Source organism: Cognatiyoonia sediminum, from assembly GCF_900129845.1.
Classification (GTDB): Bacteria; Pseudomonadota; Alphaproteobacteria; order Rhodobacterales; family Rhodobacteraceae; genus Cognatiyoonia; species Cognatiyoonia sediminum.
In genome coordinates this window covers 133,738-153,951 of record NZ_FQXB01000005.1, presented here as the reverse complement: position 1 = coordinate 153,951, position 20,214 = coordinate 133,738, and the positions used below count along the sequence as shown (strand labels likewise).

Genomic DNA, 20,214 nt, shown 5'->3' with positions numbered 1-20,214 from the left:
ATTCAGGTTCAAACAGGTTGCTGAAAGAACCAAACATCAATTCAGACAATCCAATCTCCGTCGTAGTTTCTATCCCCACCTCAACAATGCCCGAGAATTCATTGCGAGAAAGAAGCTTCAGATCATTTTTGAAAACAGACTGTTTCGCAACTACCCCAAAGAACTGTCTTTTTGAACAAGTGATTTATTCAACAAAAGCAGGTAGTGCTGTCTAAGTTAGTAGTTTCGAGTAACCAATGTTAAAATTTTCCCGCACCACGTTACCTGTATTGGAAACAGCACTGTTTATTGCGGTAATGATTAGCCTTTTTTTATAGGCTCGGTGCGAAACCCATAGCAAAGCGGAGTGATCGATTGAGTTTGGTCCTCCGTTTTTTGCATCATTGTTCAGTTAGGCTTTATGTTGAATAGCAATACTATGATGGGTGCGCCCCCTCGTTGCACCGTGTTTTCTAAATTCCTCTGATTATCGGTTTCCTAGTCAAAAGATTGCACTTTTGTTCTTTCCAAGGGTGGATCATGCGTTTTCCGACTCAGAATTGCCTAGATACGATTAAGGGAGCACCATGAGCGGGCGCGCTAAGCGGGCAAGGGCCGCCCCGGGCTAAACAGAACTTTCAGAAATGGGATGGTCAGAACTGCATAGGCAGCGATCAGGCCCGAGGACTTCGGGACATCATCAAGAATTTCGCTTACACGGGTGTCATAGTAGATATCCTTGCTGACCTTAGGCAGTGACATTTCCGGCAAGGTTTGTGCGGGCATGAACGCGAGAATTCCGTAGAAATGGGCAAGTACCGGTTCATTGCAGTGGACACATAGCCCCCTCCGAAGAGGTGTTACCGGTTTGGTGCGGGTCCATTTGATCTGGTCCCTGTCAGCAGGTTTCACCTGCCCGCGACGAAAAACAATCACATCCGAAAAGTTGGACGAATAGACATTCTGGCAGATTGTGCAATGACACCTGAACCTCGTGGAAGGTATGGCCGTCACGGTCACTGCAGCCCTACCGCAGCCACAAGTAGCAATGTTATTTTTCATCCCGGCAGTGTGCTGGGAAATGAGTGCGCCTGTCAACAATGGGAGTTAACGGCTTCGTCTGCTGTCCTCTGCATTACCGCTGCCGATGGCCGCTTTGTCCGCGTAACGGACCTGGACGGTGTAAAATTTGAACGTCCTCTCCGGCAAATTCGACTGCAAACCGGTAAGCGCCCTTATATTAAATTCTGGTCTGGCGCCTTGCAGGCGGCCAACTAGATCCTCCAAAAAAGCCAAGCTAGGCAATCCGCTTCGCTGTTTTCCATCACTCAAAAGGTGGGCAGAAAAGTGGACAAGAAATTCCCCATAGTCGGAATTGATAAAAGGGTTTTCAGAAAATTAGCTCGTACCGTGCAATCGGTTCCTGCAGCCGCTTGAATATCGTTAAGTTCCGTAACGGCAACTCACACTTCCTTGAAGAGCAGCCTTCAGGCATACACGTGTCAATTGAATGTAAGAGAGCTGCTATGAATTTGATTAAGTCTGCTTGTTTGGCTGTAGCTTTAAGCGCCACTACTGCCTTTGTTGCCGTAGCTCAGGATTATGAGTCGGGTTTGCAAGCATTTGAGAAGGAAGACTACTTAACGGCGTTGCAAGAATGGCGACCTTTGGCTGAAGAAGGCAATGTTGAAGCTCAATACTATTTAGGTATTATTTTTGATAACGGTTATGGAGTGGAGCAAGACTACAAGGAAGCTGCACACTGGTACGAAAAAGCCGCTAATCAGGGCGATGCCTACGCTCAATATAACCTAGGTGTGATGTTTGAGCACGGGGAGGGTGTGCAACAAAACTATAGTAGAGCTGTAGAGTTATATCGGTCCGCCGCGGATCAAGGTGATGCGCAAGCGCAAAACAATCTGGGCTGGTTGCACCAAAACGGCCGGGGTGTCCCCCAAGACTATGCAGAGGCAGTCAAATGGTATCGCAAGGCGGCTGAGCAAGGTGATACATACGCTTACACAAATTTAGGTTTCATGTACCAACAAGGATACGGCGTTCCCCAAGACGACGCTGAAGCTTTGAATTGGTATCGAACGGCTGCTGAGCAAGGAGACGCACGAGCTCAGACCAATTTAGGTTTCATGTACCAACAAGGTGACGGCATACCTCAAGACTATGCCTTAGCTCATATGTGGTACAATCTTGCTAGTGCGAATGGTGACGAACGTGCTGCTGACTTCAGGAGCAATCTGGCCAAGCAGATGACGCCTGAGGACATCTCAAGAGCGCAATCCATGGCCACAGAGTGCTTGAACAGCAAATACGAGAATTGTGGGTAGGCCAAAAGGTATCAGAGTCTATTTGCGATACGGCCCTTGCGTCTGATGACGTGCTCTACCATCTGAGCTACAGCGGCTTTCAGGACCCTACTATGGCCCTACTAGTTCTATCCGCCGCGAACTTGTTGGTTTCGCAAGTCCTTCTCGCGGGGATCCTCTAATTACGAAGAAGCCGTAGCCTCCAAGCCCCTTTCTGACAAGATGACCAGTGGCAAGTCAGCGTTGTCCATCTGGCAGGCTGCAAAACCTGCGCCTCCGGAAGCCGTTGTTGAATACCCATAATCTGCGGCGGCCTTAACTGCCTCCAGTGCTTGTTGATCAGAGATTGTGACCCAATCGTCAGCGCAGTTCTTTAGGATGTTGAAGGCCAACATTGACGGTGTCTTACAATCCAAACGTCCCATGTTTGACTCTGGTCCGTCGACCGTCATGATTTTACCCGCCGCTACACTCTCTTTCAGGCAAGGAGCTGAATCAGGTTCGACAACAATAATGCGAGGCTGAATAGCCCAATTGAGACGGATCATATAGGCGATCGCCGCTGCCAAGCCGCCCACTCCAGCCTGAAGATACACATGACTTGGCCAATTTAAGCCCGCTTCAAATTGCCGTCTCATTTCCTCTGCTATGACTGTGTAGCCTTCCATGACCAGTCTTGGTGGCTCCGTATAACCGGGCCACGACCCGTCGGCGAGGTGAAGAGCGTCTGTCCTCTCAGCATCTTCTATCGCGGCAGCAACACTGCCTTCGTAGTCCTCTCCTGCTCGAACGACTTCGGCACCTTTGTCTTTCAAGCGTAAGGCGAAGTCTTCTGGCACAGTCTTTGATAGAAATATCCGCGCGCATGCGCCAAAAAGCTTTGCGCCAGCGGCAACAGCAAGGCCGTGATTTCCAGCGCTCGCGCAAACAAAGGTCATTTCACTCGCGAGTTCTCGCAAGGCCGCACTTTGAAATCCCGCGGCTTCGACTGCACCGCTGTGGCGCGCCTCAATCAGTTTAGCGACCGCATAGACGCCACCAAGTGCTTTGAAAGCCCCCAAACCCATTCGGTCGGTTTCATCTTTGATGAGGATTGAGCGACCATGAATCATCCGTTGGTCCAAAGGACTAGCGGCATAAACGGGGCACTGACCGAGCAGTGCAAGCGGTAGCGATACGTCGAAGAGGTTTGAATGGGTCATGGCTTCCATACTCTTGTGGATGCCAGAATTAACTACTTACAAGCATCCAAAGCAAATTCTCCGTCCCTGACGGTCAATTGCCCTTCCCACAACATTCGGTCGATCACTTCATCAACTTGCGAAGCAATCTGTTCTCGCGCTGCCGCAACATCCTCGGCGGGAACGCCCGAGGCAATTGCTTCTTGTTCGATGACGTCTGCAACAGCGCCAAGTGTCGACAGTTTGCAGTCGTTGTCTAGCATGGCGTGCCGGATGCGATCTTTCCATTGATCATTCGTCAGCGAATCAAGGTCTGATGCACTAATCGCAGTGCAATCTTCAACTTTGATGGAGCCATCCTTAGAAACCACCGAACAGCTAAACTGATTTTCACCATTACGAATGGTTAGGCTTCCATCCGCTGTGACTTCGACCGCTTCAACAACTGCGTCCAAGTCTAGAGTTTGGGCAGACAAAGATGTGTGTCCAAGGATCAAGCACGCAGCAACGCAAAGAGTAGTTCGAAACATAGAGGGCTCCGGAGAATGGATGGTTAGAAATGATATTTGGCGCAGTTCTACTACAGCTCGAAAAGCGTATGCGATAACGCAACCTGCGTCCAGCGACGTTGTTGTCGCGCTTCACCACTCAATGCACCTGTTAATTTCCTTCGCCGAAGGACGGCTAGGCGCCGGCGCATGTTGGCGCAGGCACGTAGACTCTTCCCACTCTATGCTGCAACATCCTCATTCAAGATATCAGCAAAGGATTTAAAGAACTTCGCCGCCAGCTTTTTCGACGTGCTCTGAATAAGCCTACTTCCAAGCTGCGCAAGTTTGCCGCCAATTTCTGCCTTTGCCGCATACTTCAAAATCGTCGAGTCGCCATCCGCGGTCAAAGTAACATCAGCACCACCCTTTGCGTGCCCTGCTGCGCCACCGCTCCCCTGACCGGACAGGGAGAAAGCGTCAGGCGCACCGCTCTGATCGAGAACAACATTTCCGCCGAACTTGGCCTTCACCGGACCAATCTTAAGCACAACTATTGCTTCCAATTCAGTGTCGGAATGTTTGATGAGCTCTTCACAACCAGGGATACACTGCTTGAGTATCTCGGGATCGTTCAAAGCCTCATATACGCGCTCTTTCGAAGCGTTGATGATAATCTCATCATTTAGTTCCATTCGTATTTTTCCTTCCTAGCAACAAGGGAAACGGACATTCTCTGCCTGTTTCGATGTCATTTGTAGTTTGCTTGGCACTGCCTTAATCCAGCGTCTTAGTAGAGTCATATCACAGCCTCCTCTTTCGTCTGCAGGACTTTGGCAAAGTCTTGGGGTGTATCGACATCGGTGAAGAACCCGTCAGTGGAGAATTCTACTTTTTGCACGGTTTCCGGGTGTGCCCGCGTAAAGTGTATGCAACCGGGCTTGTCTGGGTTCTCGGTTAGTCGCGATCGGAGCGCGGCAGGAATGACTATTGGATTGCCGCGTTGCCCGTTCTTTGTCGGCACCGTTATCTTTACCTGAGCGTGTCTGCGACGGGCTTCGAGTAGTTCTTGGAGATCGCAAGCTTTCAAAAGCGGCTGATCTGCCAACCCAACCAGAATCGCCTTTGCTTCGGGCGCGACTGATGAACCTTTTGCAACAGAGCCTGCCTGCCCAGTAGAAAATGCCTCATTTCTTGCGAAGGTAATCGAGAGCCCTTTAAGTGCCTGACGTATGTGGTCCTCTTCAAAGCCGGTGACGACAATGAGCGGGCCATCCACAACGTCGATGTAGGTCTCTGCAACGTGACAAACCATCGGCCTTCCCTCCACAGGAAGAAGCAATTTGTTTTTTTGGCCCATACGGCGCGAAAGCCCCGCGGCCAAAAGGATTGCCGAGACGTCCTTCATGTTGTCTCACCTGTGTTGATACGTCTCACTCGAACCAACTGCCCAAGTATCGAAAGCGCGATTTCCTCTGGTGTCACGGCACCGATACTCAGACCAGCCGGCGCATCGACTTTGGCGGTAGCCTCTTGTGAGACACCCAAGCCGTGCAGCCTTTCGGAAAGGGATGCAAACTTCTTGGAGCTGCCCACGAAAGCCACGTAGTCGCATGGTTCAGACAGCGCAGATTGCAACGCGTCGATGTCGCCCTGTCCTTGGGTCGCAATCACGACAAATCTTCTACGCCTCGTCACGTTTTCGTCGCCTAAGCCGGCGGAAATCGACCAGTGAAACTGCGGCGCGAGTTGCGACAGTGCCTTAGCGACCGGTGACGCCCCCAGCACGACAAGTTCTGGCATCGGCAAGCAGGGCTCTATGAAAATATCAACGGTGCCGCGCGATGGGCACCCATTCCGAGCAAACTTGGTTCCTTCGACGGTGTCACCAGATGCCACACCTCTTTCTTCCAACAAGTCTTCTGGCGCGACCGAAACAAGTTGTGGTGTCCCATCCTTGAGCGATTCAAGCGCCGCTTTTCTAACCGCACCTCGTGTGCACCCGCCGCCTAGCCAGCCGTGCAGAATGGTTCCATCTGCCGCGAGCAGTGCTTTTGCGCCTGGTTTTGCAGCGGTCGCGCCCGCAGTCCGAACGATTGTGGCAAAGGCAAAGGGCTCGTCATTGTCACGCAAGGTTTGGGCGGCTTCGGCGAATTCACTATCCATGACTTCGGCAGGGCTCATAGCGCACCCAATTCAGTTTCGAGTGCTGCAAGATCTGCGAGCGTATTGGCCGGCGCAAAGAGGTCGAGGTGAGGTAAAGCCGCTGCCATCCCTCCTGCGACCGGCTCGTAATCCCGCCACCCCTTCAGCGGATTGAGCCAGATGATCTTGCAGTTTCGCTTCTTAAGTTGGGCGAGGGCGGCAGCGATGTGTTCGGGTGGCTCAGTATCGTAACCGTCGGAAAATATTAGCACGACGCTTCGACCATCGACAAACCGCTTCGCGTATGTGTCTGCAAATCTCTGCAACGACGGACCAATTTTTGAGCCGCCGCCGAATCCATCCGCCATAAGGGACAGTCGCCCGATGGCTCGCATGGCATCTTTGTCTCTCAAAGCTTCGGTGATGCGCACCAAACGTGTGTGAAACAGATAGGCATCGGCGTCCTTTTCAGCACGCATTAGGCCAGCAAGAAAAGCGAGGAAGACCTGCGCATAGATGCTCATCGATCCAGATACATCGCACAATGCCACTATTTTTCTTGTCCGATCTGGGCGTTTGCGCTTTAGAAGGGTCAGAGGCTCACCGCCAGTCGACAGGCTACGACGAATGGTTTTGCGGAAATGCAGACGATCTCCTTTGCGGGCGGCTATACGTCGACGAGACCTCCGATCGCGTAATGACGTTCCGATAAGGCGTGCAACAGCTTCCGCTTCGGCAATCTCCTCAGCACGAACGATGTCGCGCAAGTCGCGCCTTTTGAGATTTTGCTTTTGGGTTGCGATAAGCTTGCCTGTACCGTCGCTATCCGCTTCGCCTTCACCCTCATCTGGGGCGGTTGCCGATCCAGATGCTCCGCTATCTTCTCCGGTTCCATCTTTCGAAGAATGAACATCGTCGTTCAGCCTCGGTAGTGATTTTGCGATGACCCGCTGCTTTACGCGCCCCGAATCCATCCAGTAGCTATCGAAGAGATCGTCAAAACGTTCGGCCTCTTCTTTGCAGCCGGTACAAATGGCGCGCAGGACGCTCCGGCAATCGTCCGGTCGTGCTGCGTTCACGTGAGTCAGCGCATTCAAACTGATGTCCGCTTCGGCCACGCCCAAGCGCAATCCGTTCTCTCGCAAGTGGGCCATAAAGCCCACCATGCGGGCAGAAGCCCCACTATCGCGGGAAGAGAAGCGGGTTACGCGGCTCATGCGGCTTTCCCCGCAATGCGAGCAGCGACATCCATGGTGAGATGCGCTTGATCGCTTTGGGTTTTCAGAAGTGTAATCAAAGTCGATTGGAGCACGGCTGGGTTCTCAGTGAGATCAGCGATCCCAAGCCCCATAAGCGCAGCCGCAAAATCTAGCATTTCGGCCACACCCGGCGTCTTTTCCAATTCTTCTTGGCGCAACTTCTGAACAAATCCGATGACCTGCCGAGCCAAGGTATCGTCGACCTGCGGACAACGGGATTTCAGAATGGCGAGTTCGGTCGTTCTGTCGGGGTAGTCTACATAGGCATATAGACAACGGCGGCGCAGTGCGTCGGACAAATCTCTCGTCCCGTTTGATGTCAAAATAACAATCGGTTTGCTGGTCGCTTCGATGGTCCCAAGCTCAGGAATAGAAACTTGGTAATCTGACAGCACCTCAAGAAGATAGGCTTCAAATTCTTCGTCAGCGCGATCAATCTCATCAATCAAAAGAACAGGTGGCGTGTCCTGAGTGATGGCCTCTAGCAGGGGCCTTTCGAGCAGAAAATCGCGGGAGAATATTCTATCTTCAACTGCTTTACCGGTTTCGCCATCTTCCGCAGCGGAACGAATGGTCAAAAGCTGGCGCTGGTAGTTCCATTCATAAATAGCCTGAGAAGCGTCCAACCCTTCGTAGCATTGCAGCCGGATTAGCTTGGTGTTCCGCGCCAAGCTCAAGGTACGTGCGACTTCAGTCTTTCCAACGCCTGCGGCGCCTTCGAGCAACAGTGGTCGCTCAAGAGCTAAGGCGAGGTGCAAGGCGACAGATAAGTCATTGGAAGCCACGTAGTTCTGCTCGGCCAGAGCAATTTGAACTGTCGTCCAGGTCATTTAACGCTCCATTGTCAGGGCGCTCCTCTTAAAAGAGAGCGCCCCAATTTCGGTCCTTAGCCGTGAAGGCCGAGTTCGTTTGCTGTTTTCCAAATCCGCCAGTGGTCGTGAGGCATATTTGTGTGCCGCAGACCAAATGCGCGGAACGCGTCTTGAACTGCGTTGGAGAAGCATGGAACACCACCGACATGTGGGCTTTCCCCAACACCCTTCGCACCAATTGGGTGATGTGGAGACGGCGTTACGGTATGATCTGTTTCATAGTTTGGAACTTCCCATGCCGTTGGCAGGAAGAAGTCCATAAGCGTACCGGTCTTAACGTTGCCCATCTCATCGTAGGCAATCTCTTGGCCCAAGGCGACAGCGAGTGCTTCAGTTAGGCCGCCGTGCACCTGACCTTCGATAACCATCGGATTGATCCGCGTGCCACAGTCATCCAGCGCATAGAAGCGGCGAATGTCTGTAACGCCTGTGTCCACGTCGATATCCATTACGCAGACATAAGCGCCAAACGGATAGGTCATGTTAGGCGGATCATAGTAACTGACCGCTTCCAATCCGGGTTCAATGCCGGGGATCGCCTGATTGTAAGCTGCGAAAGCGATTTCCTTCATGGTTTTGAAGCGCTCAGGCGCTCCTTTCACCACGAAGCGATCAACGTCGAATTCTACGTCGTCGTCGTGCACTTCGAGCAAGTATGCCGCGATCATCTGAGCCTTGGCACGAATTTTGCGTCCAGCCATGGCCGTAGCAGCCCCAGCAACAGGGGTGGACCGAGAGCCGTAGGTTCCCAAGCCATAAGGGGCGGTGTCGGTGTCGCCTTCTTCGATCGTGATACTGTCGGCAGGCAAACCAATCTCTGACGCCAAAATCTGAGCAAATGTCGTCGCGTGACCCTGACCTTGAGAAATCGTACCGAGGCGCGCAATTGCAGACCCCGTTGGATGGATTCTGATTTCGCAGCTGTCGAACATGCCCAATCCTAAGATGTCGCAGTTCTTAACAGGTCCAGCCCCAACGATTTCGGTGAAGAAGGACAAGCCAATCCCCATCAAAGACCGCGTCTTACCGGCCTTGAAGTCCTCAATGCGTTGCGCTTGCTCTGCACGAAGGCCTTCATAGTCCACTGCCTTGAGCGCTTTGTCCCAAGCGGTGTGGTAGTCGCCGCTGTCATACTCCCACCCCAAGGCGGCAGTATATGGGAACTGCTCTTTCTTGATGAAATTGATCCGGCGCAGTTCTGCGGCATCCATGTTAAGCTCAATGGCGAGCACTTCAATCATACGTTCGATGAAATACACCGCCTCCGTCACACGGAACGAGCACCGATAGCTTACACCACCCGGGGCCTTGTTGGTATAGACGCCGTCAACCTCTAGGTAGGCCGTCGGAATGTCGTAGGACCCTGTACAGATGTTCATAAAGCCTGCGGGAAATTTGGTCGGGTCCGCACAAGCGTCAAAGCCACCGTGATCCGCTGTCACATGACAATGTAGACCAGTGATCTTACCGTCCTTCGTCGCGCTGATCCGGCCTTTCATCCAATAGTCGCGGGCGAATGCGGTCGTCATCAGATTGTCCATCCGATCTTCGATCCACTTAACTGGTTTGCCAGTTACAATAGAAGCCACAACGGAACAGACGTATCCAGGATAAGCTCCCACTTTGTTGCCGAAGCCACCGCCAATGTCAGGCGAAATGACACGAATGTTATGTTCTTCGATTCCTGAAATCAGGCTGACAACAGTACGGATCGCATGAGGGGCCTGGAAGGTTCCCCAAAGCGTCAGCTTGCCGTTCACCTTATCCATGGAGGCCACGCATCCACATGTCTCCAACGGACAAGGGTGGGTGCGATGGTAATACATGGTCTCTTCGGCCACGACCTCTGCACTATCAATCACTTCAAATGTCGGATCTTTATCGCCTGCCTCCCAAGTGAAGATGTGGTTGTGGTGCGTCCGAGGTCCATGCGCGCCGTCCATTGGTTTGCCGTTTTCATCAACGGTGTCTTCCCGAAGAACAACATCAGATTGCATCGATTTGAAGGGATCGATGAGAACTTCGAGTTCTTCGTATTCAACCTCAACAGCCTCAATACCATCTGCGGCTGCGTAGCGATCTTCAGCAACCACAAACGCGACCTCTTGCCCTTGGAACAGCACCTTGCCGTCCGCCAAGACCATCTGTTTGTCGCCAGCGAGCGTCGGCATCCAATGCAATCCCAGAGGCTCTAGGTCTTTCGCGGTCAAAACTGCCAAAACACCGGGAACCTCGAGGGCCGCTGCCGTATCAATGTTTGTGATTTTGGCATGTGCATAAGGGGAGCGCACAAAGTCGCCAAACAACATACCATCAAGTTTGATGTCGTCGACGTAATTGCCCTTTCCTTGCGTGAACCGCGCGTCTTCCACACGCTTGCGGGAACAGCCCATTCCTTTGAGATTTGCGACCCGTTCTTCGCGGGTGATCACTTCATCCTTCATTCTGCTGCCTCCTTTGCTGCATTCATTTCGGCAGCTGCCGCCTGAATCGACTTCACGATGTTCTGGTATCCGGTACAGCGGCAGATGTTGCCTGCCATGCCAAAACGGATCTCTTCTTCGGTTGGGTTAGGATTCTCTTCAAGCAATTTTGTCGCCCGTGTGATCATCCCCGGCGTGCAATATCCGCACTGGAGGCCGTGGTGCTCCTTAAACGCGTTTTGAAGCGGGTGTAGATCGTCCAGACCACCAATCCCTTCGATGGTTGTGACGTATTTCCCGTCCGCTTGGGCAACGAACATTGTGCACGCCTTTACGGATTTCCCATCGATGGTGACTGTGCAAGCGCCGCAATGTGACGTCTCGCATCCAATATGTGGACCAGTGATGTTGAGGCGTTCGCGTAAGGTGTAAATCAGCAGTTCTCGGGGTTCTGCGAGGAACTCCTCTTGTTTGCCATTAACGGTGATTGAGTAGTGTTTTTTGCTAGACATGTTTGTTCCTCTCACGCACGCGACCAAGCGCGTTCGATGGCGCGGCGCAGGATCACGCCAGCCACGTGCTTTTTGAAGGCAACGGGGCCACGGTTATCTTCGGTGGGGTCGATGTCTCCCAACATCGCGTCGATGGCGGCAGAGATTGCTGCATCATCCACGCTAGAGCCAACCAAAGCCGCAGCGGCGCTTTGTGAATAGATCGGTGTATCGCTTAGGTTCGTCATTGCGATTGCAGCAGACGCGCAGGAACCGCCTTCTTTCACAATTTGAACCGCAGCGGCAGCTGTCGCGTAGTCCCCAATCTTGCGCTTTTGCTTTTCATAGGCGTAGCCGCCACTAGGGCGTGGGATGGTGACAGAGGTCAGCACCTCTTCATCATCGCGCGCTGTCATGTAGGCCGCTTCGTAAAACTCACGCGCAGGGATCCGCCGTTCGCCATCGGCACCAACCACGGTGAACGTCGCATCGAGGCACTGCATCAGACCAGGCATATCATTCCCAGGATCACCGTTCGCGACGTTTCCACCGACTGTTCCCATGTAGCGGACCTGTGGATCGGCGATTTGCAGCGATGCTTCGCGAAGAATGGGGGCCGCTTCTGCGAGGCCGTCATGGTCGATTATGGCATGTTGCGTCACCATCGCACCGATGCTGATTGTGTCGTTAGAAATTTCGATATCGGACAGCCCACCGACGTCTTGAAGGTCGATCAAATGCGGCACGTCAGCCATGCGCAGTTTCATCATTGGAATGAGGCTGTGACCACCAGCCATAACGCGAGCATCGTCGCCATGCTCCTCCAAGATCGACAGCACACCGGCCATATCTTTGGGTCTGTAGTATTCAAAAGCGGCTGGAATCATCGCCTCTCCTCCTCAACACGATCCATCTTTCTGCGGCGAAGTGATGCATGCGACGGATTGTCGAGGCTTCAAAAAATCAACGAAAAACAGGTTTATTGCACGAAATGCGCGCTAGGCCGCACCAATTGCACCGACCTGCGACGCTAACGTGTCTTGTACGATCTTGAGTTTCGATCTGCTGACCGGCGCGGATGGCGATCCGTCATCATCAAAGATGCAAATACCCTTGTCCTTGCTCCGCTCAAAACGCGCAACTTTCGCCGGATTTACAAGGTAACTGCGGTGCGTTTGAAGGAAGCCTTTGGGAAGTAGACGCTTTGTCGCTTCGGTGATGGGCCATGCGCAAAACAACCGTTCAGCGCGTGTGTAGATTTGTGTGTAGTGCCCATCTGCTCGTACGAACAAAACATCGTCAGCGGCCACAAACACCTTTGCGCCTTCACGTTCGCACGGGATCTGAAGGATTGGTTGAATAACCTCGGCCTCTTGTGGTTCTTCTACGGCATCCTGTTCGTCCAAAGAACCCGGAAGATAGGTGATGCTGACCCAAAGGCAGGCGCCAAAGATCATGAAGCTAAAGAAGATGACGCCAAGGGCGAGCGTTTCGTTACTCATCAACGGGCCAAACTCTGACCCGCTGGGAACCGCAACAAAGTTCGTTCCAGCCATGGCGAGGAAATGAACACTCGCAACTGCTGCGGCGAAACCAATCGTTCCTAAGAAAATATTCTTGTTGGTGCGTTCACCATAAGCGATCCCGAATGCAACCACACAAAGGACGATTGCCGCCAGTAAGGACACCACAATACCTTCGGTGGTGTAGACGGCGCGGCAAAGTTCTAGTCCGGCCATTCCGATGTAGTGCATCGCCAAAATGCCACTGCCGACGATCGCACCAGAAATCACGATGGTCCGCGTGGTGCGTTCGGTAAAATGCAAGAGGATCAAGGCAGCACTCACGATCAAGATCGCGGTCAGCGCCGAGATCAGAGTGATGGCGGCATCGTAGTAAAACAGAATTGGCATCTGGAGGCCGAGCATCGCAACAAAATGCATAGCCCAAATGCCACCTCCCAGCGCCACGGATGCCAAGGCAATTAGCATTTTCTTCTCGAAGTCATTTTTGGATGCCAAGTCTCGGGTCAGTGATAGACCTGTAAAGCCCGCGGCAAACGCAACAATACAGGACATAACGACCAGAAAGCTGTTGTGATTGACGTCTAAGAACTCCATGCAACTAAATTGACCAAAAAACAGTCGTTTGGCAAATATAGTCAGTTGTAAATTTCAGTTGCAACGTCACGTTGTAGGATGCCGAAAAGGTGAGGGTTTTTCGGTGGTCAGAACCTGCTGGTGCAAACGTCAAAATCGTTTTGTGGCGTAGGACATTACCAGAAATCGGCAATTAGCTTTGATCGTGATATAACCTTTCGCGCCCCATAGTGGTCAGCTTGAACCTGCACTCTACTTCTTGGACATGGCGAAAAAGACCACCAGCATACTTCTTGTTCTAGGAGGACATTTTGTGATCCACATTGCGGTGATTTCGTGAGCGTCCTGATTTTATCACCAGAGACAGTTTGGAATCAGGGCATCTTGAAGTTTTCAACGGCTCCAAGGAAAATTCTACAACGCGGGATGGTGTTCCCGCGCAAAGAAGCCTCCGCACGTTTACGATTTCGCATCATCCTAGAAAGCCAGTTCGTTCGATATTTTCTGACACTAGTACCGTTCATTGCAGCAGGCATCACTTGGCCTGAGCTTGCGTTGCCACTTGGGTCGGCGCCGGTCTTGATGTTGATCGCTGTAGGGTTCGTTGAACTCAGAATTCTGCGTCTGCCTGCGGCTAAACGCAAAGATGTAGTTGGAGAAGCAGAAAGCGCGCACGCTTTGGATACGTTGAACTTTCGAGGTCGCAAGATCCTTTCAAGCCTTGCGGCAAAGCGAGGCATCCAAACCGGCAACTTGTTTTTGGTCGTCGAGCAGTCTGATCTGGTACGTCTCAACCCCCTCACCTTCGTCAGTTTGCAAAAAGATGAGGGAAAGTCGCGTCTGGTTGCGCTGAATAAGGAAGAGAGGGAAATGATCCGAACTGGCCTTTTTGACCCTGACTTCACCGAACAAGATCTTGCCCTCGCAAACCAAAGAGAAGCTACATTTCTAAGGTCAGTTAACTTCGAAGCGCGGGGCGTATCGGCCCATGCGCGCTTGGCAGCATTTCTCGACAATGCCAAAGACACCATGGAGCCCGCCAAATGAGCGTAAATGCCCAAATCGTGAGCGCCGGCGACGCGCTTGAAGTTCTACGGGCGGGGTGGAGCGCTCAAAACGAAGGCAAGTTGACATCGTCTTGGATGCTGCACGGTCGACCGGGTGTTGGGAAAACTCAAGTTGTTACGGATTTGGCACGCGAAATCGGCGCGAAACTCTACGATATCCGCTTAACGACCATCGAACCGCAAGACCTTCGCGGGCTTCCTTATTATGATCATGATGCGAAGAAGACTGTCTGGTATCGGCCGGAAGATTTACCTGATGACGAAACAAAACCGGCCGTTCTATTTTTGGATGAGCTAACCGCAGCTTCCCCGAACCTGCAACCGACCGTCTATGGCCTGCTGCAAGAACGACGTGTCGGACAGCATATTTTGCCCAAGTCAGTTTTTGTCGTCGCGGCGGGCAACACCGTTGATGACGGCGCGGTGGCCTATCAAATGGGAACCGCATTGTCGGATCGCCTTATTCATTTGCAGGTGAACGCGGACGCCAAAGACTGGCTTGAACGATACGCCGTCGACAAAAACCTATCGCCGCTTGTCACAGCATTCTTACGCTCTCGCCCTGACCTTCTTGACACGACCGAGCAAGCGATACGGAGAGACGAGGTTATCGCGTGCACACCTCGGTCATGGGAAAAAGTTAGCGATATTGTCTATGGCATCCCTGACAAACGCATCAGACATACAATGGTTGCGGGCACCATTGGTACGGCTGCGGCAGCAGAGTTCGCCCAAGTCGCGACAGAATTGGACGCCGTCGTGTCACTTGAGGAATTGTTCGAAACATCAAGATCGAAGCGGTATGACCTTTATCCGAAATCAATCAACGGATTGGTGGGGTTGGTCTATGCTCTAGTTGCGAGAGTTGACGAAGAAACGATCAGCGACGCCATTGATATCATCGCTGATCTGAGACATGTCGAGGCTCCGACTTTGCCGCTTGGCGAAGTGACCAACTTTGGGTTTGAGATACTTATTCGCAAGTCGATGTCAGAGGGGCTCGCTGAAGCCTTCCGCACCTCTCAATCTTATCAAGACTACGCGAAAGAGCGGGCAGAGGCCGGTGCATAGTCGGTCTGGAGAACACTCCAAACGCGTGAGTGCTGCCCTATCTCTCTTGCCCGAGATTGATCCGGCCATCGCGGCTCTTGCACTGTGGTGTCAGTATCGCGACACAAACGGCTCCACCGCGACGGAAGGGGAAACCATCTTCGTTGGACCAGAGTTTTCGCTGCTTCCTATCTCCGAACAAACAGGCCTGATTTCACACCATATTTTGCATGTTGCGCTCAGGCATTCATCCCGCCGAGCATCCGCGCAGGAAAGGTATGGGGCTAGGTTTCAAGCCGACCTTTACGATCTAGCCTGCGACGCGATTATCAATGAGGCGCTGCTACAGGCGAAACACGCATTGCCAAGGCCCGCTGTTCGCGCATCAGAAATTGTGGAGTTGCTTCCAGCAAGTGAGCGGCCGAACAACATTCTTTCAGAATGGGACAGTGACAAGTTGTATGCCGTTCTCGCAGTACAAGCGGGACGGCAAGGTCACGATGCCGGTGGGGCGGTCGAAATCTATGCAAACTCCCGCAACTTTGAGCCGGATTTAGAGAACACGACCCCAAGCTCTAAAAAGCCAGAGTTTTGGTCTGGGCGAGTGGAACAAGCCCTGCAGATTGGAAACAGAGCAGGAAGTGGCATTGGTGTTGCTCTGGCACGGTTTGGAGACCTCCCAGTCGCTACGGTTCCGTGGGAAATCCGGTTGCGCCGCCTATTGGCAAAGACTTTGTCGCAGCATCCTGTTCTCAGCCACAAACGCCCCTCGAAATCATGGCTCGCGCAGGATGCCCTTTCGCGTGAACGAGAGGAAAACGGACCGGGGTTTGAGCCTGCAATCTTGCGCAAAGTCGAACGCGCATCGCTTGTCGTTGCAATAGATACATCGAGTTCGATCGACGATGCCACTTTGGACCTATTTGCCAGCGAAGCGATTTCGATCATTCGACGCACGGGTCATGAAGCGTACTTATTTGGATTTGATACGGAAGTTCACAGCCGACATCAGCTCAACGGGATTGGCGATCTAAATCGGGTCAATCTATTGCGAGACGGCGGGACGGATTTTTGTCCGATGCTCAAAGAAGCAGAGGCACTCGCACCATCAGCCATTATTATTCTGACAGATTTGGATGCACCAACGCCGAACAGGTCGGAAATAGATATTATCTGGGCCGTACCGGTTGCCCCCACATCGCCACCGAATTGCGGAACAGTTTTGGTCATGGACGACCTTTAGACTTTGGAAAAACTAATCTTCCACGACCACGATAGCGCCATAAATTCGTACCTTTTTCCAGCTATGGGTTTTCGAAATCTTTGCGAAAAAGAATTGGGGCAGTTGGAATGGGCGCTCGCACAATCGGATTATTTTTAGCATTAGGCTTTGCCACTGGCTGCGGCGGTGGTGCTGTCGCACCGACTCAAGCCCCTAGTTTCTCGGCACAGGTCGACTCTTTTGACGCTGAATTTTCCAGAGCGCGAGGACAAGATTTTTCGACGAGTGGGTCGGTCTCGTCAGCTAGCGGGTCTTATAGTGGAACCACCGTCGTTCGGGTTTTGGACGGTGGGGCGCCAAGCACCTTCTTGGGCGACGCTTCACTTACGGTCGATATTGCAGGTGGCACGGTATCCGGTTCGTTACGTGGATTTACGCGCAGACTCAGCGGATCAAACGAAGAACATTTAAATGGTCGCCTGACGGTTCGCGGACAGTCAATCGGCGTTTCGCAAGATAGCGAATTTATTTCCACTGTTTCAGGAACGCTCACTGGAGATTCAACCGACTTCCGTCTCGGTAGTGGGACACTTTTCGGCGATCTCTTGCAAAACCCAACATCAAGCTTGGTCGGTCAAGGAACATTTACCAACTCGACCTTGGATGGGCGCAACGGTTTGACGTCCACAGTCAATGTCTTGGCGGACAAAGACTAGAACCACAGCAACTTAAACAAAGACGAAATGGCTCTCATCCAGATCTGGGAGCGAGACGTCGAGCAACTTAATGCTGTCGTCACTATTGAGACGGATCAACAGGTCGTCACCTTTGCGCACGAAGCGAGAGCTGATGTCATCGAAGGTCGCGTAGTTATCTGGATCTATTACGATCTGATCCTGATTTGGATTGAAGTCCACAATCACGTCAGCGCCTGAGTTCTTTTCGAACACAAATCGATCTGCGCCCGCGCCACCCATCAATCGGTCATTGTCGGTACCACCAAACAGGCTGTCGGATCCGCTGCCGCCAAAGAGCCTGTCTTGCCCTTGATTGCCAAGCAAGATGTCATCGCCTGCCAAGCCCCAAAGCCAATCACGTCCACCGCCGCCAGAGAGAACGTCGCCCTTGGAACTTGAAGATCCAACAACATCGTCATTGCCGTTGCCTGCAAAGACTTTGTTGTTCCCGACAACACCTACGGCTAACCATTCGGCGCTGCTCTTGCCGACATGCCAGTCGTCATACTCGCTCTTTGGTTTGCTGTGACCGTCGATACTCACATCGACAGAACCTTTGGTCGTGGTTGACCCATCGGAAACCGTGTACTCAAATGCGTCTGCTGCACTGTCCCAATTGTCGAGACCTTTAAAGGCACCTCTTTGATCGTAGGTAAGAGTCCCATCCGCATTCAAGATAAGCCGAGCGCCGGACTCAAGGACGACACTGCCGCCAACAGATATCGCTTTCCCTTCGATTTCAGCGATTGAGAGGGTGTCGTTGTCCTTGTCCCGATCATTTTTGAGCAAGTCCAAAGCAAAGACACGCCCTTCCCCAATCCGGACGTCTTCATCCACGACGATTGGGGCAGAGTTTGCAGTGACCTCGATATTCGCTCGAGCCGTATCTGCGCCGAGACCATCCGAAATCGTATATGTGAAGGTTTCGGTTGCCGAAGTGCCCGCCGCAAGCGCCAGAAATGCACCCAATTGGTCATATTGAAGTTTGCCAGTTTGCGTCAGTGTAACGCGCGCTCCAGATGAAAGAGTGACCGAGCCGCCTTTCTCAATAGCATTCCCATTGATTGCAGTAATCTGAATGGTGTCACTTTCGTCGTCACCATCATTGCTCAGGACATCAAATGTCTTTCTCACCCCAACTTTGGCAGAAAGGTTGTCGTTACGCGCATTTGGCGCACTGTTGCCGGACACTCTGATGGTCAATTCGGCGTCGTCGAATGCGGTTCCATCCGAAACGCGGTAGGTAATAGTTTCGACGGCCGTTTGACCATTATTGAGAGCGGAGAATGCACCGCTTTGCGAATAGGTCAGTGTGCCGTCGGCATTGAGCGTTACTTCTGCACCAGAGCTCAGCGTCAATGCATCGCCGGCGGTAACAGAAAGGCCGTTGATTTCGACGATTGTCAGAGCATCGCCATCCGCGTCGTTGTCATTGGACAAGATTGATATTTTTGAGTTCTGCCCCTCATCGAGATGTACCACATCGTTTACGGCGTCGGGCTTGGCGTTGTCGATGTTCTGGAACAGGCTGGCGAAAGAATAAAGGCCATCGGAGAATTGCAAATTCTCAATTGTGTCAAAGACATAGTCGATCCCTTCTCCGACGACTTCAATCGCTGCTCCAAATATTGAAAAGTCATAGGCATCGAAACCGTAGCTAAAGACGACGGTATCTGTGCCTCCATTCCCGTGAAACTGATCGTTTCCTAGAAGACCGATCAGAGTATCGTTTCCGCCGCCGCCAGAGAGAATATTGTCTGCGGAATTTCCGATAATTTCGTCGTTTCCACTACCACCGACTGCGTTTTCAATCACGGTCCCTACGGCGAGCGTTAAGTTTCCAGTCCGCCCACCGATATTGGATGAATTCTGATAGGTTTGATCAGCCGTTTGGATGGTAAGATCAATTTTCTGGTTGTTGGAATATCCACTAACATCGAGCGTATCGATCCCATCACCATCGACAATCGTCGATGCGGTCCGGTTGGCGTAGTTCGAGAACTCGTGCCAGATTCGGCTGGTTTCTTCAGAAATATTGGTATTGAACCCGTAAACCGTGTCACCTTGAAAGGCGTTTGACACACCGTAGCCGTATTGGCCGTAGATGTTATCGAGAGCAATCCAATCGACTGCCATAGGTGTTTGGAGAAATTCATAGTTTGCGTCGACCGCAGAGTTTTGTGTCTGCGAGAAATACGACATCATCGTCGCCTGCCAGCTATCTAGCTCATAGATGGCATTCGAGCCGTAATTTGCGCTTCCGTTATATTGCCCCTGATGACCAAGTCCTAGGGCATGACCAATTTCATGGATGATCGTTTGAAGGGTGTAATCGTCATAATTGGACGACCCACCGGACCAATTGGCGGCGATGTTGATTTCTGAATATCTAATCGTTTCGCCGTAGCGGCTACTCCACGCGTAGGCGCCGCTGTCGTTGTCACGAAAGAAAAAATCCACATCGCTGGTGTTGGTGCTTGTGGTCTCTTGGAACTCAATGCCCAGGACAGCTTCGAAAAGATCAAACGCATCACGAACTAGCTCTGCTCTCGCCTCGGTGATGCCGTCGGCATCGGTCCCATAGCCGGATAAATTGTAAAGCAAGACGCCATCGTTTGCGTCATAGCCTGCCGAACCGACGTTATGGTGCCGACCGTAGTTGTTCCAATACCCGTACTGAAGATAGTCAGCCATCTCGCCAAGAGAAGCCTCTGCTGCAAGCGATGCTGTTGACCCGCTGCCGCCTTCTTCGGAGCGTTCCAGATCGTCTTTGGCAGCCATGCACACGCTGCATGCGCAGCCATTAAAATGCAATGAATCTGATGTATCTAAACTATTGTAACTCGCTACCACATCTGTGATATTGGACATTCTGAGCAG

18 protein-coding genes and 1 pseudogene are annotated in these 20,214 nt (G+C 52.2%); 5 read left to right on the top strand and 14 right to left on the bottom strand.

Going from position 1 to position 20,214, the window contains the following annotated elements:
• Window positions 1–579: 579 nt before the first annotated feature.
• Window positions 580–765: a hypothetical protein gene (locus BUA85_RS16960; protein ID WP_242649072.1), complete on the bottom strand. Its 186-nt coding sequence runs from the start codon at window positions 763–765 to the stop codon at window positions 580–582.
• A gap of 36 nt (window positions 766–801) precedes the next feature.
• Window positions 802–1,041: pseudogene (locus BUA85_RS17120) on the bottom strand (GFA family protein); the annotation flags it as partial.
• Window positions 1,042–1,505: 464 nt separating this feature from the next.
• Here BUA85_RS17120 and BUA85_RS14100 point away from each other — a divergent pair.
• Window positions 1,506–2,321: a tetratricopeptide repeat protein gene (locus BUA85_RS14100; protein WP_072902171.1), complete on the top strand. Its 816-nt coding sequence runs from the start codon at window positions 1,506–1,508 to the stop codon at window positions 2,319–2,321.
• A 161-nt stretch (window positions 2,322–2,482) separates the two neighbouring features.
• Here the strand turns inward: BUA85_RS14100 and BUA85_RS14095 are convergent, their stop codons facing one another.
• The 11 genes from BUA85_RS14095 to BUA85_RS14045 all read right to left on the bottom strand — a co-directional run bounded on the left by BUA85_RS14095 (window position 2,483) and on the right by BUA85_RS14045 (window position 13,279).
• Complete coding sequence (locus tag BUA85_RS14095; RefSeq protein WP_072902248.1) at window positions 2,483–3,502, bottom strand: pyridoxal-phosphate dependent enzyme; 1,020 nt, start codon at window positions 3,500–3,502, stop codon at window positions 2,483–2,485.
• Between the two features lie 32 nt (window positions 3,503–3,534).
• A complete protein-coding gene (locus BUA85_RS14090) occupies window positions 3,535–4,011 on the bottom strand; it encodes a hypothetical protein (protein WP_072902170.1) in 477 nt (158 codons plus the stop codon).
• Between the two features lie 200 nt (window positions 4,012–4,211).
• Window positions 4,212–4,664, bottom strand: a complete 453-nt coding sequence (locus BUA85_RS14085) for an SRPBCC family protein (protein ID WP_072902168.1) — start codon at window positions 4,662–4,664, stop codon at window positions 4,212–4,214.
• A 104-nt stretch (window positions 4,665–4,768) separates the two neighbouring features.
• Window positions 4,769–5,377 carry a nucleotidyltransferase family protein gene (locus BUA85_RS14080; protein ID WP_072902166.1) on the bottom strand — a complete coding sequence of 203 codons (609 nt, stop codon included), beginning with the start codon at window positions 5,375–5,377 and terminating at the stop codon, window positions 4,769–4,771.
• Window positions 5,374–6,153 (bottom strand): XdhC family protein, encoded by a 780-nt coding sequence (locus tag BUA85_RS14075; protein ID WP_072902164.1) that lies wholly within the window; start codon window positions 6,151–6,153, stop codon window positions 5,374–5,376. The genes BUA85_RS14080 and BUA85_RS14075 overlap by 4 nt, the downstream gene beginning before the upstream one ends.
• Entirely contained in the window at window positions 6,150–7,331 is a 1,182-nt protein-coding gene (locus tag BUA85_RS14070; RefSeq protein ID WP_072902162.1) for a vWA domain-containing protein, read from the bottom strand. Before BUA85_RS14070 ends, BUA85_RS14075 begins: the two co-directional genes overlap by 4 nt.
• Entirely contained in the window at window positions 7,328–8,203 is an 876-nt protein-coding gene (locus BUA85_RS14065) for an AAA family ATPase (RefSeq protein WP_072902160.1), read from the bottom strand. The genes BUA85_RS14070 and BUA85_RS14065 overlap by 4 nt, the downstream gene beginning before the upstream one ends.
• 56 nt (window positions 8,204–8,259) lie before the next feature.
• Entirely contained in the window at window positions 8,260–10,689 is a 2,430-nt protein-coding gene (locus BUA85_RS14060; protein WP_072902158.1) for an aerobic carbon-monoxide dehydrogenase large subunit, read from the bottom strand.
• The gene (locus BUA85_RS14055) at window positions 10,686–11,180 is read right to left on the bottom strand and encodes a (2Fe-2S)-binding protein (RefSeq protein WP_072902156.1); all 495 of its coding nucleotides are present in this window, start codon (window positions 11,178–11,180) and stop codon (window positions 10,686–10,688) included. The genes BUA85_RS14060 and BUA85_RS14055 overlap by 4 nt, the downstream gene beginning before the upstream one ends.
• Before the next feature lie 11 nt (window positions 11,181–11,191).
• Window positions 11,192–12,046: an FAD binding domain-containing protein gene (locus BUA85_RS14050; protein ID WP_072902154.1), complete on the bottom strand. Its 855-nt coding sequence runs from the start codon at window positions 12,044–12,046 to the stop codon at window positions 11,192–11,194.
• 111 nt (window positions 12,047–12,157) lie between these two features.
• On the bottom strand, window positions 12,158–13,279 hold the full coding sequence (locus BUA85_RS14045; protein ID WP_072902153.1) for an MHYT domain-containing protein: 1,122 nt from the start codon (window positions 13,277–13,279) through the stop codon (window positions 12,158–12,160).
• A gap of 363 nt (window positions 13,280–13,642) precedes the next feature.
• Between BUA85_RS14045 and BUA85_RS14040 the strand changes: the two genes are divergently transcribed.
• From BUA85_RS14040 to BUA85_RS14025, 4 genes are all read left to right on the top strand, one after another.
• Window positions 13,643–14,305, top strand: a complete 663-nt coding sequence (locus BUA85_RS14040; protein WP_131802819.1) for a hypothetical protein — start codon at window positions 13,643–13,645, stop codon at window positions 14,303–14,305.
• On the top strand, window positions 14,302–15,396 hold the full coding sequence (locus BUA85_RS14035; protein ID WP_072902150.1) for an AAA family ATPase: 1,095 nt from the start codon (window positions 14,302–14,304) through the stop codon (window positions 15,394–15,396). Before BUA85_RS14040 ends, BUA85_RS14035 begins: the two co-directional genes overlap by 4 nt.
• Window positions 15,389–16,618 (top strand): vWA domain-containing protein, encoded by a 1,230-nt coding sequence (locus BUA85_RS14030; RefSeq protein ID WP_072902148.1) that lies wholly within the window; start codon window positions 15,389–15,391, stop codon window positions 16,616–16,618. Before BUA85_RS14035 ends, BUA85_RS14030 begins: the two co-directional genes overlap by 8 nt.
• 107 nt (window positions 16,619–16,725) lie before the next feature.
• Window positions 16,726–17,313: a hypothetical protein gene (locus BUA85_RS14025; RefSeq protein WP_072902146.1), complete on the top strand. Its 588-nt coding sequence runs from the start codon at window positions 16,726–16,728 to the stop codon at window positions 17,311–17,313.
• A 12-nt stretch (window positions 17,314–17,325) separates the two neighbouring features.
• Here the strand turns inward: BUA85_RS14025 and BUA85_RS14020 are convergent, their stop codons facing one another.
• Window positions 17,326–20,115 (bottom strand): Ig-like domain-containing protein, encoded by a 2,790-nt coding sequence (locus BUA85_RS14020; RefSeq protein WP_072902144.1) that lies wholly within the window; start codon window positions 20,113–20,115, stop codon window positions 17,326–17,328.
• Window positions 20,116–20,214 lie beyond the last annotated feature (99 nt).